This window comes from Pseudomonas violetae, from assembly GCF_023072615.1.
Lineage (GTDB): Bacteria > Pseudomonadota > Gammaproteobacteria > Pseudomonadales > Pseudomonadaceae > Aquipseudomonas > Aquipseudomonas violetae.
On record NZ_JAKNRW010000019.1, the window covers coordinates 12454 to 29443 of the forward strand.

The 16990-nt window shown below is 59.5% G+C and carries 14 protein-coding genes; 10 read left to right on the forward strand and 4 right to left on the reverse strand.

Annotation, left to right across the window (positions count from 1 at the left end; genetic code table 11):
* Nucleotides 1-102: 102 nt before the first annotated feature.
* Nucleotides 103-843 (reverse strand): osmolarity response regulator transcription factor OmpR, encoded by a 741-nt coding sequence (gene ompR, locus L9059_RS19740; protein ID WP_247292607.1) that lies wholly within the window; start codon nt 841-843, stop codon nt 103-105.
* Nucleotides 844-1204: 361 nt separating this feature from the next.
* Here ompR and L9059_RS19745 point away from each other — a divergent pair, with 361 nt between their 5' ends.
* The 7 genes from L9059_RS19745 to tauD all read left to right on the forward strand — a co-directional run bounded on the left by L9059_RS19745 (nt 1205) and on the right by tauD (nt 9489).
* The gene (locus tag L9059_RS19745; protein WP_247292608.1) at nt 1205-3529 is read left to right on the forward strand and encodes a Tex family protein; all 2325 of its coding nucleotides are present in this window, start codon (nt 1205-1207) and stop codon (nt 3527-3529) included.
* Complete coding sequence (locus L9059_RS19750) at nt 3529-3912, forward strand: PaaI family thioesterase (RefSeq protein WP_247292609.1); 384 nt, start codon at nt 3529-3531, stop codon at nt 3910-3912. Before L9059_RS19745 ends, L9059_RS19750 begins: the two co-directional genes overlap by 1 nt.
* Before the next feature lie 256 nt (nt 3913-4168).
* Complete coding sequence (gshA, locus tag L9059_RS19755) at nt 4169-5752, forward strand: glutamate--cysteine ligase (protein ID WP_247292610.1); 1584 nt, start codon at nt 4169-4171, stop codon at nt 5750-5752.
* 218 nt (nt 5753-5970) lie between these two features.
* A complete protein-coding gene (tauA, locus tag L9059_RS19760) occupies nt 5971-6948 on the forward strand; it encodes a taurine ABC transporter substrate-binding protein (RefSeq protein ID WP_247292611.1) in 978 nt (325 codons plus the stop codon).
* Nucleotides 6949-6964: 16 nt separating this feature from the next.
* Nucleotides 6965-7759, forward strand: a complete 795-nt coding sequence (tauB, locus tag L9059_RS19765) for a taurine ABC transporter ATP-binding subunit (protein WP_247292612.1) — start codon at nt 6965-6967, stop codon at nt 7757-7759.
* Nucleotides 7756-8589, forward strand: a complete 834-nt coding sequence (tauC, locus tag L9059_RS19770; RefSeq protein ID WP_247292613.1) for a taurine ABC transporter permease TauC — start codon at nt 7756-7758, stop codon at nt 8587-8589. Before tauB ends, tauC begins: the two co-directional genes overlap by 4 nt.
* 57 nt (nt 8590-8646) lie before the next feature.
* Nucleotides 8647-9489, forward strand: coding sequence for a taurine dioxygenase (tauD, locus tag L9059_RS19775; protein ID WP_247292614.1), 843 nt, complete (start codon nt 8647-8649; stop codon nt 9487-9489).
* A gap of 140 nt (nt 9490-9629) precedes the next feature.
* Here the strand turns inward: tauD and mgrA are convergent, their stop codons facing one another.
* From mgrA to epsC, 3 genes are all read right to left on the reverse strand, one after another.
* Nucleotides 9630-10667: an L-glyceraldehyde 3-phosphate reductase gene (gene mgrA / locus L9059_RS19780; protein WP_247292615.1), complete on the reverse strand. Its 1038-nt coding sequence runs from the start codon at nt 10665-10667 to the stop codon at nt 9630-9632.
* Between the two features lie 67 nt (nt 10668-10734).
* Nucleotides 10735-12690, reverse strand: a complete 1956-nt coding sequence (gene betT, locus L9059_RS19785; RefSeq protein WP_247292686.1) for a choline transporter BetT — start codon at nt 12688-12690, stop codon at nt 10735-10737.
* A 426-nt stretch (nt 12691-13116) separates the two neighbouring features.
* The gene (epsC, locus tag L9059_RS19790) at nt 13117-14043 is read right to left on the reverse strand and encodes a serine O-acetyltransferase EpsC (RefSeq protein WP_247292616.1); all 927 of its coding nucleotides are present in this window, start codon (nt 14041-14043) and stop codon (nt 13117-13119) included.
* A gap of 190 nt (nt 14044-14233) precedes the next feature.
* Here epsC and L9059_RS19795 point away from each other — a divergent pair, with 190 nt between their 5' ends.
* The 3 genes from L9059_RS19795 to tcyL all read left to right on the forward strand — a co-directional run bounded on the left by L9059_RS19795 (nt 14234) and on the right by tcyL (nt 16990).
* Nucleotides 14234-15226 carry a D-cysteine desulfhydrase gene (locus L9059_RS19795; protein WP_247292617.1) on the forward strand — a complete coding sequence of 331 codons (993 nt, stop codon included), beginning with the start codon at nt 14234-14236 and terminating at the stop codon, nt 15224-15226.
* Between the two features lie 304 nt (nt 15227-15530).
* Nucleotides 15531-16325, forward strand: coding sequence for a cystine ABC transporter substrate-binding protein (gene tcyJ / locus L9059_RS19800; protein WP_247292618.1), 795 nt, complete (start codon nt 15531-15533; stop codon nt 16323-16325).
* A complete protein-coding gene (gene tcyL, locus L9059_RS19805; RefSeq protein ID WP_247292619.1) occupies nt 16325-16990 on the forward strand; it encodes a cystine ABC transporter permease in 666 nt (221 codons plus the stop codon). The genes tcyJ and tcyL overlap by 1 nt, the downstream gene beginning before the upstream one ends.

A 16990-nucleotide genomic window follows, 5' to 3' on the forward strand; every position in this document is an offset into this window, starting at 1 on the left:
GATAACCGCTAAACACATGCAAGAGCGAGCGATGCTCGCACATTGCGGTTCGCGAGTCTGCGGACAAAATCATCCGCATGACCCGCTCCTACAAATCGCCAATCACTTGGTGGCTGCGCCATCCGGCACGAATACGTAACCCACGCCCCATACCGTCTGAATGTAACGAGGTTTGGATGGATCAGGTTCGATCATCCGGCGCAGACGGGAAATCTGCACGTCGATGGAACGTTCAAGCGCATCCCACTCACGGCCACGCGCCAGGTTCATCAGCTTGTCGCGAGTCAATGGCTGACGCGCGTTCATCACCAACGCCTTGAGCACGGCGAACTCGCCAGTGGTGAGCATGTGCACTTCGTCGCCGCGCTTCAGCTCACGGGTGGCCAGCGACAGTTCGTAGTCACCGAATGTCACGCTCTCGTCTTCGCTGCCCGGCGCGCCCGGCACTGGAGTCGACTGGCGACGCAATACCGCTTTGACCCGCGCCATCAGTTCGTCCGGGTTGAAAGGCTTGGCCAGGTAATCGTCGGCACCCAGTTCCAGACCTTTGATCCGGCTCAGCTCATCGCCCTTGGCGGTCAGCATGATGATCGGAATCTGATTGTTCGCGGTACGCAGGCGCCGGCAGGCGGTCAGGCCGTCTTCGCCTGGCAGCATAAGGTCGAGAACGACCAGGTTGAACACCTCACGCGCCAGCAGGCGGTCCATTTGTTCGGTGTTTGGTACCGTGCGGGCACGGTAGCCCTTGCTGACGAAAAAGCGCTCCAGCAGGCTGCTCAGCCCCGGGTCGTCATCAACAATAAGAATTTTTTCGCCTTCAGCAATGTTTGCAGTGCTGCTCATTAGATGCTCCTTTTAGCTCGGCGCGCATTATGGCGTAGCTGCCGTTATACGCACCGTGTGCATTGTTAGCAGATTTTTCCTCTACCGCCAGTAAACCGGGGCAGGTGCCTGGAACCTGCGATGTCCCCGAATGCCCGATGGCTGGTTATAATGCGCGGCCTTTTGTGTCAGGCAACGTCTGATCGTTTACAGCAGCAGCCACTTTTTATTTTCATGGCGCTGGCAGTAATTGTTCGATTTCACGGGTCAACGGGATGCCTGTTGATCCAGGTAGCGGCGCAGGCCAGGCCGCTCAACCAGACTCGCCGAGCCTTTAATCCTGTGCCCGCGAGCCTGCTTTCACAATTTGTCAGGTGGTTTTATGGACAGCATCAACAGCCGCATCGCCGAGGAACTCGGTGTACGCCCACAACAGGTCGAAGCGGCCGTCGCGCTACTCGATGAAGGCTCTACCGTTCCCTTCATCGCCCGCTACCGGAAAGAAGTGACCGGCAGCCTCGATGACATCCAGTTGCGTCATCTGGAAGAGCGTCTGCGCTACCTGCGAGAACTCGACGAACGGCGCATTAGCATCCTGGCCAGCATTCAGGAACAAGGCAAGCTGACTCCACAGTTGGAGCGCGACATCAAGCTCGCCGACACCAAGACCCGCCTCGAAGACTTGTACCTGCCGTACAAGCAGAAGCGCCGCACCAAGGGCCAGATCGCCCTGGAAGCCGGCCTCGGCGAGCTGGCCGACGGCCTGTTCAACGACCCGACCCTGGCCCCGGACGCCGAAGCTGCACGCTTCATCAACGCCGAAACAGGCGTGGCCGATGTGAAGGCGGCCCTCGAAGGCGCCAAATACATCCTGATGGAGCGCTTCGCCGAACACGCCGGTTTGCTGGACAAGCTGCGCAGCTACCTCAAGCAGGAAGCCACCCTCAGCGCCCGCGTCATCGCTGGCAAGGAAGAGGAAGGTGCCAAGTTCCGCGACTACTTCGAGCACGACGAACCGCTGAAAAGCATGCCCTCGCACCGCGCCCTGGCGATTTTCCGTGGTCGCAACGAAGGCATCCTCAGTTCCGCGCTGAAAGTCGGCGATGAACTGCCGGGCACCATGCACCCCTGCGAAGGCATGATTGGCCAGCAGTTCGGCATCCAGAACCAGAACCGCGCGGCGGACAAATGGCTAGGCGAAGTGGTGCGCTGGACCTGGAAGGTCAAGCTCTACACTCACCTTGAAACCGACTTGCTCGGCGAGCTGCGCGATGGCGCGGAAACCGAAGCGATCAATGTGTTCGCCCACAACCTGCACGACCTGCTGCTATCTGCCCCGGCCGGCCCGCGCGCCACGCTGGGCCTCGACCCAGGCCTGCGCACCGGTTGCAAGGTCGCCGTAGTCGATTCGACCGGCAAGCTGCTGGATCACGCCACTGTTTACCCACACGTGCCGCACAACAAGTGGGACCAGACCGTCGCGATTCTGGCGGCCCTGTGCGCCAAGCACTCGGTCGACCTGATCGCCATCGGCAATGGCACCGCCAGCCGCGAAACCGACAAACTCGCCGCTGAACTGATCAAAAAATACCCAGCCATGAAGATGACCAAGGTCATGGTTTCCGAGGCCGGTGCATCGGTTTACTCTGCGTCGGAACTGGCTTCCAAGGAATTTCCGGACCTCGACGTGTCGATCCGTGGCGCGGTATCGATCGCTCGTCGCTTGCAGGACCCGTTAGCCGAACTGGTAAAGATCGATCCGAAATCCATCGGCGTCGGCCAGTACCAGCACGACGTGTCGCAGCTGAAACTGGCGCGAGGCCTGGACGCAGTGGTCGAGGACTGCGTGAACGCCGTGGGTGTGGACGTTAACACCGCTTCCGTGGCGCTGCTGGCCCGCATCTCCGGCCTCAACGCGACTCTGGCGCAGAACATCGTTAGCCACCGCGACGAACACGGCGCGTTCAAGACTCGCGCCGCGTTGAAAAAAGTCGCACGCCTGGGTGAAAAAACCTTCGAACAGGCCGCGGGCTTCCTGCGAGTCATGAACGGTGACAATCCGCTGGATTCGTCCGCGGTTCACCCGGAAGCCTATCCACTGGTGCAGCGCATTGCCGCCGAAACCGACCGCGATATCCGTTCGCTGATCGGCGACGCCAGCTTCCTCAAGCGCCTGGACCCGAAGAAGTACACCGACGAGACTTTCGGCCTGCCAACGGTCACCGACATTCTGCAAGAGCTGGAAAAACCGGGTCGCGACCCGCGTCCCGAGTTCAAGACTGCCGAGTTCCAGGAAGGCGTCGAAGACCTCAAGGACCTGCAGCTGGGCATGATCCTAGAAGGCGTGGTGACCAACGTGACCAACTTCGGCGCATTCGTTGACATCGGCGTGCATCAGGACGGTTTGGTGCATATCTCCGCACTTTCGGAGAAGTTCATCAAGGATCCCCGTGAAGCAGTGAAAGCCGGTGACGTGGTGAAAGTGAAGGTCATGGAAGTCGATATCCCTCGTAAACGCGTGGGCCTGTCGATGCGCATGAGCGACACCCCTGGCGAGAAAATCGATGGCGCTCGTGGCGCGCGTCCTGGTTCGGCACCGCGCCAGTCCCAGCACACGGCACCACGCAAGGAAACTGCGGCGCCAGCCCCTGCCAACAATGCCATGGCTTCCCTGTTCGCCAACGCCAAACAGCTGAAGAAGCGTTGATGGATATCCCGCAAGGGTTGACCGAAAGCGCGTTCTTCAAGCTGCTGGGTTGTCGTTTGCACAGCCTGGAAGCCGGGGTGGCGCAAGTCGCCCTGGCACTGGAGCCAGAGTTGCGCAATCGCGGCGGCAAGCTGCACGGCGGCGCGTTGTTCAGCTTGGTGGACATTGCCATGGGGCTGGCCTGTTCCAGTACCCATGGTTTCGACCAGCAGAGTGCGACCATCGAGTGCAAGATCAACTACATTCGTGCGGTTTCTGACGGCGAAGTGATGTGCACGGCAAGGGTGATCCACCCTGGCCGCCGCACCTTGGTGGTTGAGGCCGACGTCATGCAGGGCGAAAAATTGGTCGCAAAAGCGCAAGGCACGTTCGCTGTCCTGTAGATGAATGCCATCATTTTGAGTTAATTTCAGCGCATGGCCGCAGCGTCGAAATTTCCGGTGGGAGCGGGCTTGCTCGCGAAGGCGGTGTGTCAGACTATTATTTGTCGGCACACAGTCCTCTTCGCGAGCAAGCCCGCGCCCACAATGATTGCGGCAAGTTGCAAAAACCAGGCGAAAACGCCAGTTTCAACTTCACCCTTGTAGACCGTCTTGCCCACCCCCATATTGGGGCGACTGACGCGTGAAGGAATCCAACTTGAGCGAAATTCTCAACCGCCGCCTGGCTATGCTCGGCGAGCGCGCTAACCTCTCTCTGCTCGAACAGTGCCTTCACGGCATCGAACGTGAATGCCTGCGCGTGACCAGCGAAGGTCGCCTGGCGCAAACGCCGCACCCGGAAGAATTGGGTTCCGCGCTGACCAATGAGCAAATTACTACCGACTATTCCGAGTCGCTGCTGGAGTTCATCACGCCCGCCCTGCCTGACCCGGCCGATACGCTGGCGAGTCTGGACAGCATTCACCGCTTTGCCTACAGCAAGCTCGGTAACGAGTACCTGTGGAGTCCTTCGATGCCGTGCCCATTGCCGGCCGAGGAAGATATCCCGATCGCCTACTACGGCACCTCCAACATCGGTCAGCTCAAGTATGTCTACCGCAAGGGCCTGGCCCTGCGCTACGGCAAGACGATGCAATGCATCGCCGGGATTCACTACAATTTTTCCCTGCCGGAACAACTCTGGCCGCTGCTCAAGGAAGCTGACGGCTTTGTCGGCACCGACCGCGACTACCAGTCCTCGGCCTACATCGCGCTGATCCGTAACTTCCGTCGCTACAGCTGGCTGCTGATGTATCTGTTCGGCGCTTCACCCGCACTGGATGCGGGTTTCCTGCGAGGTCGCTCCCATCAATTAGAGCAACTGGACCCGGACACTTTGTACCTGCCGTACGCCACCAGCCTGCGCATGAGTGACCTCGGTTACCAGAGCAACGCCCAGGCCGGCCTGACGCCGTGCTACAACGACCTGGCCAGCTACACCGACAGCCTGCGTAAAGCAGTAGCCACACCCTATGCGCCGTACGTGGAAATTGGCACCCATCAGGACGGAGAGTGGGTTCAACTCAACACCAACATCCTGCAGATCGAAAACGAGTACTACTCCAACATTCGCCCCAAGCGCGTGACCTACACCGGCGAGCGGCCGATCCAGGCGCTGGTGGCCCGTGGCATCCAGTACGTCGAAGTGCGCTGCCTGGACATCAACCCGTTCCTGCCGATGGGCATCGACCTCACCGAGTCACGCTTTCTCGACGCGTTCCTGCTGTTCTGCGCGCTCAACGAAAGCCCGCTGCTGACCAACAACTCTTGCAGCAACGCGACCTCGAACTTCCTCAGCGTGGTCAAGGAAGGCCGCCGTCCGGGCCTGCAACTGCAGCGTGACGGTCAAACAGTAGACCTCAAGGAGTGGGCCAGCGAACTGCTGGAGCGCATCGCCCCCCTCGCGGCGTTACTGGACCAGAGCCATGGCGGCGATGCTCACAGCAAAGCGCTGGATATTCAGTTGGCCAAGGTCAAGGACCCGTCCCTGACACCATCGGCCCAGGTATTGGCCGCGATGGCGGAGCACAAGGAGAGCTTCAGTCAATTCTCTCTGCGCCAAAGCCAGGCCCATGCGGAATACTTCCGCAGCGAGCCACTTTCTGCCGAAGACCAGGGGAAATTCGAAACACGGGCACGTTCGTCGCTGGCTGAACAAGTGAACCTGGAGCAAAACGAAGTCGGCGATTTTGATGTGTTTGTCGGGTCGTATCAGGCGAGCATTCTGGCGATCAGTAACTAAGCGGCGCCTGTTAAAAGATCGCAGCCTGCGGCAGCTCCTACGGATCGATGATCATGCCGCTGCCGTAGGAGCTGTCTCGTCAAACGAGGCTGCGATCTTTTGCCCCTCAGAATTTTCCACTAATAAGCTAATTCGAAAAAGTTATTTATTTTAGGTTTCTTAGATCATTTAGTCTCCTCACACGCCAACTCCCGGCCGCCTGTTGAGGAGCTTCTCCGATGAAACTGCATGTCCCCCTTCGCCTCCTGGCGGCCGCTTCGCTGGCTGCGGCGAGCTTCTTCGCCCAAGCCGCCGCCGTCACCGTTGCTTACCAGACCACCGTGGACCCGGCAAAAGTCGCCCAGGCCGACGGCGCCTACGAACAAGCCACCAACGCCAAGATCGACTGGCGCAAATTCGACAATGGCGCCGACATCATCGCCGCCATTGCCTCCGGCGACGTACAGATCGGCTACCTTGGTTCCAGCCCCCTGACCGCCGCGATCACTCGCAAGGTGCCAGTGGAAACCTTCCTGATCGCCACCCAGATCGGTGCTGCCGAAGCCCTGGTCGCTCGCGACGGTTCCGGGATCAAGACCCCGCAAGACCTGGTCGGCAAGAAGATCGCCGTGCCTTTCGTTTCCACCGGCCACTACAGCCTGCTGGCCGCGCTCAAGCACTGGAACATCGACCCTTCGAAAGTCACCATCCTCAATCTCGCACCGCCGGCGATCATCGCAGCGTGGAAACGCGGCGACATCGACGCCACTTACGTGTGGGACCCAGCCCTGGGCGTTGCCAAGGAAAACGGCAAAGTCCTGATCACTTCGGGTGAATTGGCCAAGTTGGGTGCACCGACCTTCGATGCCTGGATCGTGCGCAAAGACTTCGCTGAGAAGCACCCGGAAATTGTCACTGCGTTTGCCAAAGTCACCCTCGATGCCTACGCCGAATACCGCAAGGACCCGAAAGCCTGGCTGGCCAATCAGGGCAACGTCGACAAGCTCGTGAAGCTTTCCGGTGCCAAGGCCAGCGACATCCCTCTGTTGCTGCAAGGCAACGTCTACCCGCTGGCGGCTGACCAGGTCACCACCCTGGGAGCGCCGACGACCAAAGCCATTACCGACACCGCCACGTTCCTCAAGGAACAAGGCAAGGTCGAAGCGGTTCTGCCGGACTACGCACCGTACGTCAGCGCAAAGTTCATCACCAACTGATCGGGAGTTAATTGCGATGGCCTTGCTACAGCTGGAGCGCATCAGCGCACAGTACCCCGGCAGCCCAGAACCGGTACTGGCGAATATTTCCTTGAGCCTGGGGCCTCAGCAATTGCTGGTAGCGCTCGGCCCGTCCGGCAGTGGCAAGACCTCGCTGTTGAACCTGATTGCCGGTTTCGTCGAGCCCAGCGCCGGGCGCATCACCCTCGATGGCGTGCCCGTCAAGGGACCGAGCGCCGAGCGCGGCGTGGTATTTCAAGACGACGCCCTGCTGCCCTGGCAGGACGTACTGGCCAATGTCGGCTTCGGTCTGGAACTGGCAGGCGTCTCGAAAGAGAAACGCGAAATCCGCGCGCGGGAAATGCTCGCACTGGTGGACCTGTCCGGCTTCGAATACCGGCGCATCTGGCAGCTTTCGGGCGGCCAGAAACAGCGCGTCGGCCTTGCCCGTGCGCTGGCGGCCGACCCGCGTGTGCTGCTGATGGACGAACCCTTCGGTGCCCTCGACGCGTTCACCCGCGAGCAAATGCAAGAGCTGTTACTGCAAGTCTGGGAACGCACCGCAAAACCGGTATTCCTGATTACCCACGACATCGAAGAAGCAGTGTTTCTTGCCACTGACCTGATTCTGCTGGCACCGAATCCAGGGCAAATCGTCGAACGCCTCAGTCTGGATTTCGGACAGCGATACGCGACCGGCGAATCGGCTCGGGCAATCAAGTCCGACCCGCGCTTCATCGAGACCCGCGAACACGTGCTCGGCAAAGTGTTTAACCAACGCAGCGCCGCCACGCGGCAGGAGCGCGCATGAGCAGCTATGAAATTCCAGCCATGGCGGCGAAACCCGGCTCGACGTTGACTCCGGTTCGTCGCAGTTTGAGCACTCGTTGGATCAGCGTGCTGACCCTGATTGTATTGGTGACGCTGTGGTGGGCCGTAACCGCCACCGGCATGATCGAGCCACTGTTCCTGCCTTCTCCAGCCGCTGTGCTGCACAAGGGCTGGTTACTGGTGACGGCCGGCTATATGGATTCCACGCTGTGGCAACACTTGGGCGCGAGCCTCGGCCGTATCGGCCTGGGCCTCGGCTTTGCAGTACTGACGGCCGTTCCGGTGGGTATCGCCATCGGCCACAATCGCATCGCCCGGGGCATTCTCGATCCGCTGATCGAGTTCTACCGCCCTATCCCGCCGCTGGCTTATCTGCCACTGATCGTGATCTGGTGCGGCATCGGTGAGCTGTCCAAAGTCCTGCTGATCTACCTGGCGATCTTCGCCCCGATTGCCATTGCGACCGCCACCGGCGTGCGCACCGTCGACCCGGCGAAATTGCGTGCCGCACAGTCCTTGGGTGCTACCCGTGCGCAGCTGATTCGCCATGTGATTCTGCCGAGTGCGCTGCCGGACATTCTGACCGGTGTGCGCATTGGCTTGGGTGTCGGCTGGTCGACACTGGTCGCCGCCGAACTGATCGCTGCCACCAGCGGCTTGGGCTTCATGGTGCAGTCGGCCGCGCAATTCCTGGTCACTGACGTGGTGGTGCTCGGGATCCTGGTGATCGCGCTGATCGCCTTCGCCATGGAAATGGGCCTGCGCGCCCTGCAACGCAAGCTGGTGCCGTGGCACGGCCAGGCTCACTAGATTTTCCAATGTGCAAGCCCCCAGGCGCCACACTCCGAATTGAGTACGAGAAAGACCATGAGCAACCTGACAATCATCACCCTCAGCTGCGCGCTGGGCGCGCAAATCAGTGGCATCGACATCAGCCAGCCACTCGATCCGGAACAGCATGAGGCCATCGAAAAAGCCCTGCTCAAGCACCAAGTGCTGTTCTTTCGCGATCAACCCATCACACCACAGCAACAGGCCCGATTCGCCGCGTACTTCGGCGACCTGCATATCCACCCGATCTACCCCAATGTGCCGGAACAACCGCAAGTGCTGATCCTCGACACCGCCGTCACCGATGTGCGCGACAACGCGATCTGGCACACCGACGTGACCTTCCTGCCGACCCCGGCAATGGGCGCGGTGCTCAGCGCCAAGCTATTGCCAGAGTTTGGCGGCGACACCTTGTGGGCCAGTGGCATTGCGGCCTATGAGGCGCTTTCCGCACCAATGAAGTCCTTGCTCGAAGGACTCACAGCCACTCACGACTTCACCCGGTCATTTCCGGTGGAGCGCTATGGCAGTACCCCTGAAGCGTTGGCCCAATGGGAAGAGGCCAGGCGCAAGAACCCGCCGTTGTCGCACCCGGTGATTCGTACGCACCCTGTGAGCGGACGCCGGTCGCTGTTCGTCAATGAAGGGTTCACCTCCAAGATCAACGAGCTGTCGGACACCGAGAGCGAAGCGGTTCTGAAATTACTGTTCGCCCATACGACTCGGCCGGAGTTCACCATTCGCTGGCGGTGGCAGAAGGACGACGTGGCGTTCTGGGATAACCGCGTCACGCAGCATTACGCGGTGGACGATTACCGACCGGCGCGGCGGGTGATGCAACGGGCTACGGTGTTGGGGGATGTGCCGTTTTTTCGCTGAGCCCTGAGTATTTTGCTGGCTGTTCAGGCCTCTTCGCGAGCAAGCCCACAGTGAATTTTGTGCATGGCACGGATTCCTGTGTGAGCGGGCTTGCTCGCGAAGGCGATCTTACAGGTGCCAGATAGACCGGCGCAGAATGCCTACTCAGCCGTCGAAGGCTTCTCCCAAAGATTAATCCCGCCCTCCTGGGCAAACCGGTCAATCTCCGCCAGCTCCTGCGCACTGAAGCTCAGATTCTTCAACGCCCCGACGTTCTCGACAATTTGCTCCGGCCGGCTCGCACCGATCAACGCCGACGTCACCCGCGGATCACGCAGTGTCCAGGCCAGCGCCAGCTGCGCCAGGCTCTGCCCACGGCGCTGGGCGATTTCGTTGAGTGCCCGTACATGAGCAATATTGGCTTCTGACAAGTGCGACGCCTGTAAAGAGCCGCCACCCGGACGATTGACCCGGGCGTCTCGCGGAATGCCGTTGAGGTACTTGTCGGTCAACAGACCCTGGGCCAACGGGGTGAATGCAATCACGCCGGTGCCGAGCTCATCGGTGACATCCAGCAAATCCTTTTCAACCCAGCGATTGAGCAGGTTATAAGCCGGTTGATGGATCAGCAGCGGCACTTTCCACTCGTTCAACAGCGCCGCCATCTCCCGAGTCTTCACCCCGGAATACGACGAGATCCCGATGTACAGAGCCTTGCCTTGCTGCACCGCTGTGGCGAGGGCGCTGGCGGTTTCTTCCAGCGGGGTATCAGGGTCGAAGCGGTGGGAGTAGAAGATGTCGACGTAATCCAGACCCAGGCGTTGCAAGCTCTGATCAAGGCTTGCCAGCACGTACTTGCGCGACCCGCCACCCTGGCCATAGGGCCCCGGCCACATGTCCCAACCGGCCTTGCTGGAAATGATCAGCTCATCGCGGTACTGCTTGAAATCTTCACGCAGCAAACGACCGAAGTTGATCTCGGCGCTGCCGTAAGGAGGGCCGTAGTTGTTGGCCAGGTCAAAATGGTTGATACCAAGGTCGAACGCCGTGCGCAACAACGAGCGCTGGGTGTCGATCGGCGTACTGTCGCCAAAGTTGTGCCACAGCCCCAGTGACAACGCCGGCAACACCAAGCCGCTGCGGCCTACGCGGCGGTAGGGGATAGAGTCGTAGCGATTTTCAGCAGCGGTATAAATCATCGAATCCTCTCTCGTTTGTTTCTGTGGGAGCAAAGCTTGCTCGCGATGATGCCATCACCCCTCCTGATCAACGTACCAAATGCAGGAACTGCATGTGCCGCTCGTACTGGTCGAGGATGTCATTGATGATCTGTTCCTTGGTGTAGCCCACCAGATCGTAATCCTGACTGCCCTCGCTCAGATGCACTTCGGCCCGGTAATAGCGGCGGTTGTTGAGCTGCTTGGAGCCCATGCCACCGCGGGCGAAGGACGGCGTGAAATAACCGCGCATCTGCACTTGATAGATGAACGGATGCTGCTCGCCATGGCCGATTTCCAGGCTGACGCTGTCATTCGCAGGGTCCGGCTGAGTCACTACATTCAAGCCCTTCTCGACAAACACCGCCGTCACTTCTTCAATCGCCGGACGCACCGTCGTTTCGAGGAAGCGATACACCTCATCCCGCGACGGGAAATGCACCGCCTGGCTCAGGCGCTGACGCCAGCCACCACGACGGGAGCCGGAGACCGGTGCCAGGGAGTGCATCTGCGCGATCTGTTTCTGCGACTCCAGATAAAACGCTTTGTGCAATCCCCACATCATCAACAGCAGAATCAGCGAAAACGGCAGCGAAGTGAGGACCACCGCTGACTTGAGTGCATCGATACTGCCGGAAAACAGCAGCGCGCTGGTCACCAGTGCAGTCATCGCGCCCCAAAAAACTCGCAGCCATTTCGGGCCATCTTCATCAGGATTGCCGCCTTTGGCAGACAGCGTCGACAGCACCACCGTGCCGGAGTCGGCAGAGGTGACGAAGAACACGAAGCTGATGAACACGGTGACGGCGATCACCGTCTTGCTCCACGGATAGGTTTCCAGCAGCAGGTATAACGTCATCGAAGGGTTATCGATGGCAGACATGCCCAGTGCACTCATGCCGTGATTGAGCACCTGATCGATCGCGCTGTTACCGAAGATCGACATCCACGCCAAGGTGAATCCCAGCGGAATCAGCAACACGCCGAAGACGAACTCGCGGATAGTTCGGCCACGGGAAATACGTGCAATAAACAGCCCCACGAACGGCGACCATGCAATCCACCAGGCCCAGTAGAACACGGTCCAGCCACCCAGCCAGTCGCTGGGCTTGTCGTAGGCATACAGGTCGAAGCTCTTCATCGGCAAGGCGCCGAGATAGTCACCGATGTTCTGGATCAAGGTATTGAGCAAGTGCTGGGTAGGACCGGTGAACAACACGAACAGCAGCAGCGCGCACGCCAGCAGCATGTTGATATCGGACATCACCCGCACGCCTTTGTCGACGCCGGATACCGCAACGATGATTGCCGCGCCCATCATGAGGGTGATCAAGCCGACCTGAATCCATTGGGTATGGGCGATACCAAACAGGTAGTCGAGGCCCGAGTTGAGGTGCAACACCCCAAAACCCATGTCGGCACCCAAGCCGAAGACCGTGGCGATGATGCCAAAGCCGTCCACCGCGTAGCCAATCGGGCCGTTGATGCGCTTGCCAATCAGCGGGTACAGCGCCGAACGCAAGGCCAGAGGCAGGTTATGTCGATACGCGAAGTAGGCAAGCGCCATGCCCACGAAAGCGAACACACCCCAGCCGTGCAGGCCCCAGTGCAGAAACAGAATTTGCATCGCCTGACGTGCCGCATCCGCCGTGCCTGCTTCCCCTTGAGGCGGTTGCGCCAGGTGGGTCAGCGGTTCGGACACACAAAAGAAGAACAACGTGATGCTGATCCCGGCGGCGAACAACATGCCGGCCCAGGACAGGTAACTGAATTCGGGTTCGTCGTGGTCGGCACCGAGCTTGATCTTGCCGTAGCCGGACAAGGCGGTGACCACCACGAAGACCAGATACAGGCTCATCGCGAGCATGTAATACCAGCCGACCGTATTGGCCGCCCAGTTTTGCGCTTCCAGAAGCCAGGCACCGGCCTGTTCAGGCATGGCGATGACGACGATGCCGAACAGCAGGATAAACGTCGCCGCAAAGTAGAACACCGGCGGATTCATGCGGACCTGGCCGCTTGGAGGGAGGGACGATGCACTCATGGAGCGTGCACCTCAAAGGTTGCCGATGTGGCTGTGAAAATCGGACTCAGCAAAGGCAAGCCTCCTGTTGTGAGCGGGCAGCGAACCAAGGTTTAACTTGAATGAACGTTCAAGTTAAACATGGATAGGGCCCTAAGGACTAATCGCAGGGCTTGGCGGTACTGTTTGTACGCTAGCTCAAGGAAGGGTATGACGCGGGGCTGGGGGTATTCGTTCAGCAAGAAATTAGCGATAAATGCCATTATCTCGGTCGGCTTGAAATCATTCGCGGGCAAGCCACGCTCCCACAGGAGTTGTGTCGTACGGTAATTACGCGAACGACATCAATCCTGTGGGAGCGTGGCTTGCCCGCGAAGGCGTTCGCAAGATCACTGAAGGTTTCAGCCCTTACTTCTGCGTCCCATCGTCATGCTGCAGATTCGCCTGCGTCAGGTTGCACCCCGCCGGCACACTGCGAGTCAGCCAGACATTGCCGCCAATGGTCGAGCCCTGACCAATGGTAATCCGCCCCAGGATCGTCGCACCGGCATAAATCACCACGTCATCCTCGACAATCGGATGCCGGGCATGACCTTTTTGCAACTGCCCATCCTCATCGGCCGGAAACCTCTTGGCGCCCAGAGTCACCGCCTGATAAACCCGCACGCGCTCCCCGATGATGGCCGTCTCGCCAATTACCACGCCCGTTCCGTGATCGATGAAGAAGCTGCGGCCAATCTGCGCGCCTGGGTGAATATCAATGCCGGTGGCCGAGTGGGCGATTTCCGCACTGATCCGTGCCAGCAAGGGCAAGCCCGCGCGATACAGGTGGTGCGCCAGGCGATGGTGAATGACCGCCAGGATGCCGGGATAGCACAGCAGCACTTCGTCGACACTGCGCGCCGCCGGGTCGCCGTGATAAGCCGCCAGCACGTCGGTGTCCAGCACGCTGCGCAGGCCCGGCAAGGCGAGTGCGAAATCCTGGATGATCTGTATCGCCCGGGCCTCTACCTCGGTGTCCGTCTGGGCATTGTGGCGCGCGGCGTAACGCAGTTCGAGCCGCGCCTGGGCGAGCAGTGCATTCAGGGCAACGTCCAGGGTGTGGCCGACATAGAAGTCTTCGCTTTCCTCGCGCAGGTCCACCGGGCCCAGGCGCATCGGGAACAGCGCCCCGCAAAGCGCTTCAAGAATCTGCGCCATTGCCCCCCTGGAAGGCAATTCACGACCGCCCTGCTCACCGCTGACACGGCCATTCTGGGTGCGCCACTGTTCACGCGCTGTACGCAGTTGGCTGACGATGGACTGCAATTGCCAATGGCTCGAACGCTCGCTCACAGTAGAAACTCCTCTCGGGCGGCCGGACTGTCTGGCCGCCTTGACGGCAATTACTTTACGTCAAGGTCTCAAAGTCGAATTAAGAACCAATAGTGCTGTGCTCCGCACTTTCAGCCATATGCGATTCACGGTTGCCCACGGTTTTGGGGCTGCCTATAGTCCTGACACCTTCCTCCGCCAGTACGCAATCATGATCAAACAACAGCTCGCCCGTTTTGACCGCCTCGATCTGCTTAGCCATCCCACGCCCCTGGAAAAACTCGAACGCCTCTCGACCTGGCTGGGCCGTGATGTGTACGTCAAGCGCGATGACCTGACACCGCTGGCCATGGGCGGCAACAAGCTGCGCAAGCTTGAGTACCTGGCAGCCGATGCGTTGGCCCAAGGCGCCGACACCTTGATTACCGCAGGTGCGCTGCAATCCAATCACGTGCGGCAGACGGCAGCCCTGGCCGCCAAACTGGGACTAGGCTGCGTCGCCCTGTTGGAAAACCCCTTGGGCACTGATGACAAAAATTACCAGGGCAATGGCAATCGCCTGTTACTGGACCTGTTCGACGCCAAGGTTGAATTGGTGGAAAACCTCGACAACGCCGACGAGCAACTGCAGGCCCTGGCTGATCGTCTGCGTAACAATGGCAAGAACCCTTATATAGTGCCGATTGGCGGTTCAAATGCCTTGGGTGCCTTGGGCTACGTACGCACCGGCCTCGAATTGGCCGAGCAGATCAAGGACACAGGCCTGACCTTCGCTGCAGTAGTCCTTGCCTCCGGTAGCGCCGGAACCCACAGCGGTCTGGCGCTGGCCTTGAGCGAAGCAGTGCCGGATCTGCCAGTGATCGGCGTGACCGTATCCCGCAACGAGGAAGATCAGCGCCCGAAGGTGCAGGGCCTGGCCGAGCGTACCGCAGAGCTCTTAGGCGTGAGCCTGCCGGCAGCTTTCAAGGTGCAATTATGGGATGAGTATTTCGGCCCCCGTTATGGCGAGCCCAACGCCGGCACGCTATCGGCGGTGAAACTGCTGGCGAGTCAGGAAGGCTTGTTGCTGGACCCGGTTTATACCGGCAAGGCCATGGCTGGAATGCTCGATGGCATTGGGCGCCAGCGTTTTGATGAGGGCCCGATCATATTCCTGCATACCGGTGGGGCGCCGGCGTTGTTTGCTTACGCAAATTTTTTGTAGGAGCGAGCTTGCTCGCGAGAAACCCTGGAACCCCGCAGGGTTTCAGGTTTCCAGAGTTATCGTTAACGACCATCGCCAGCAAGCTGGCGCCTACAAGGAAGGCACTCTTTTATATTTCCAAATAGAATAACAAATCCGATATTTAATATTTTAATATCTATCAACATCATCATATAGTCGCGCCGCAGGCGAATTTGTGGCAAAACGCATATGCTGCTTCAGGGCAGCTTATTGCAGTCGCTTCAATCCCGAATTTGCCAACTTTCCTAAAGCGTCTTCCCATAAGAAACCACAGGGGCTTGTCATGAATTTTTCCGCATTACGTCGAAATCTGCTGGTAGGTTCGTTGGGTCTGGCGCTAAGCGCCGGCCTGATCGGCCAAGCAGTTGCCGGTGAGCAACTGCAAAAAATCAAGGACGCTGGCGTGATCAACGTCGGCCTGGAAGGCACTTATCCACCGTTCAGTTTCGTCGACGCCGACGGAAAACTGGCCGGCTTCGAAGTTGAATTCTCCGAAGCCCTGGCCAAAGAGCTGGGCGTGAAAGTGAAACTGCAACCGACCAAATGGGACGGCATCCTTGCGGCCCTGGAATCCAAACGCCTGGACGCCGTGGTCAACCAAGTGACTATTTCCGAAGAGCGCAAGAAAAAGTACGACTTCTCTGAGCCGTACACCGTTTCCGGGATTCAGGCACTGGTTCTGATCAAGAACAAGGACACCATCAAAACTGCCAACGACCTGGCCGGCAAGAAAGTCGGTGTTGGCCTGGGCACCAACTACGAGCAATGGGTAAAAGCCAACGTACCGGACGCCGACGTGCGCACTTACGAGGATGATCCGACCAAGTTCCAGGACCTGCGAGTGGGTCGTATCGACGCTATCTTGATCGACCGCCTTGCAGCGCTGGAATACGCCAAAAAGGCCAAGGACACCACCGCCGCCGGTGAAGCGTTCTCCCGTCAGGAAGCCGGTATCGCCCTGCGCAAAGGCGAGCCTGAACTGCTGGCTGCAATCAACAAGGCGATCGACAAGCTACGGGCCGACGGTACGCTGACCAAGCTTTCGGAAAAATACTTCAACGCTGACGTCACTAAATAATGGAAGAGGCTTTCCAACTCGCGCTGGATTCTGCGCCCTTCCTGCTGAAGGGTGCGTACTACACGGTGTTCTTGAGCCTGGGGGGCATGTTCTTTGGCCTGCTGATGGGCTTTGGCCTGGCGTTGATGCGGTTGTCGCGCTTCAAGCTGGTGAGCTGGATCGCGCGCATCTACGTGTCGTTCTTTCGCGGCACGCCGTTGCTGGTGCAACTGTTCGTGATCTACTACGGCCTGCCGCAACTGGGTATTGAACTTGATCCGTTGCCAGCAGCCCTGATCGGCTTCTCGCTGAACATGGCCGCCTATGCCTGCGAAATCCTGCGTGCCGCAATCAGCTCCATCGAACGCGGCCAGTGGGAAGCTGCCGCGAGTATCGGCATGACCCGCGCGCAGACCCTTCGCCGGGCCATTCTGCCGCAAGCGATGCGCACAGCCCTGCCACCACTGGGCAACAGCTTCATCTCGCTGGTCAAGGACACGGCACTGGCAGCCACTATCCAAGTGCCGGAACTGTTCCGCCAGGCGCAGCTGATCACCGCTCGCACCTTCGAAATCTTCACCATGTATCTTGCCGCCGCGCTGATCTACTGGATTCTGGCCACGGTGCTGTCGCACCTGCAGAACAAGTTGGAAGAGCGGGTCAATCGGCACGACCAGGAGTCCTGA

Bases quoted from the DNA above. Each gene is read 5' to 3' on its own strand.
- ompR (WP_247292607.1), bottom strand. From the start codon at position 843: ATGAGCAGCACTGCAAACATTGCTGAAGGCGAAAAAATTCTTATTGTT.
- L9059_RS19745 (WP_247292608.1), top strand. From the start codon at position 1,205: ATGGACAGCATCAACAGCCGCATCGCCGAGGAACTCGGTGTACGCCCA.
- L9059_RS19750 (WP_247292609.1), top strand. From the start codon at position 3,529: ATGGATATCCCGCAAGGGTTGACCGAAAGCGCGTTCTTCAAGCTGCTG.
- tauA (WP_247292611.1), top strand. From the start codon at position 5,971: ATGAAACTGCATGTCCCCCTTCGCCTCCTGGCGGCCGCTTCGCTGGCT.
- tauB (WP_247292612.1), top strand. From the start codon at position 6,965: ATGGCCTTGCTACAGCTGGAGCGCATCAGCGCACAGTACCCCGGCAGC.
- tauC (WP_247292613.1), top strand. From the start codon at position 7,756: ATGAGCAGCTATGAAATTCCAGCCATGGCGGCGAAACCCGGCTCGACG.
- tauD (WP_247292614.1), top strand. From the start codon at position 8,647: ATGAGCAACCTGACAATCATCACCCTCAGCTGCGCGCTGGGCGCGCAA.
- mgrA (WP_247292615.1), bottom strand. From the start codon at position 10,667: ATGATTTATACCGCTGCTGAAAATCGCTACGACTCTATCCCCTACCGC.
- betT (WP_247292686.1), bottom strand. From the start codon at position 12,690: ATGAATCCGCCGGTGTTCTACTTTGCGGCGACGTTTATCCTGCTGTTC.
- L9059_RS19795 (WP_247292617.1), top strand. From the start codon at position 14,234: ATGATCAAACAACAGCTCGCCCGTTTTGACCGCCTCGATCTGCTTAGC.
- tcyJ (WP_247292618.1), top strand. From the start codon at position 15,531: ATGAATTTTTCCGCATTACGTCGAAATCTGCTGGTAGGTTCGTTGGGT.
- tcyL (WP_247292619.1), top strand. From the start codon at position 16,325: ATGGAAGAGGCTTTCCAACTCGCGCTGGATTCTGCGCCCTTCCTGCTG.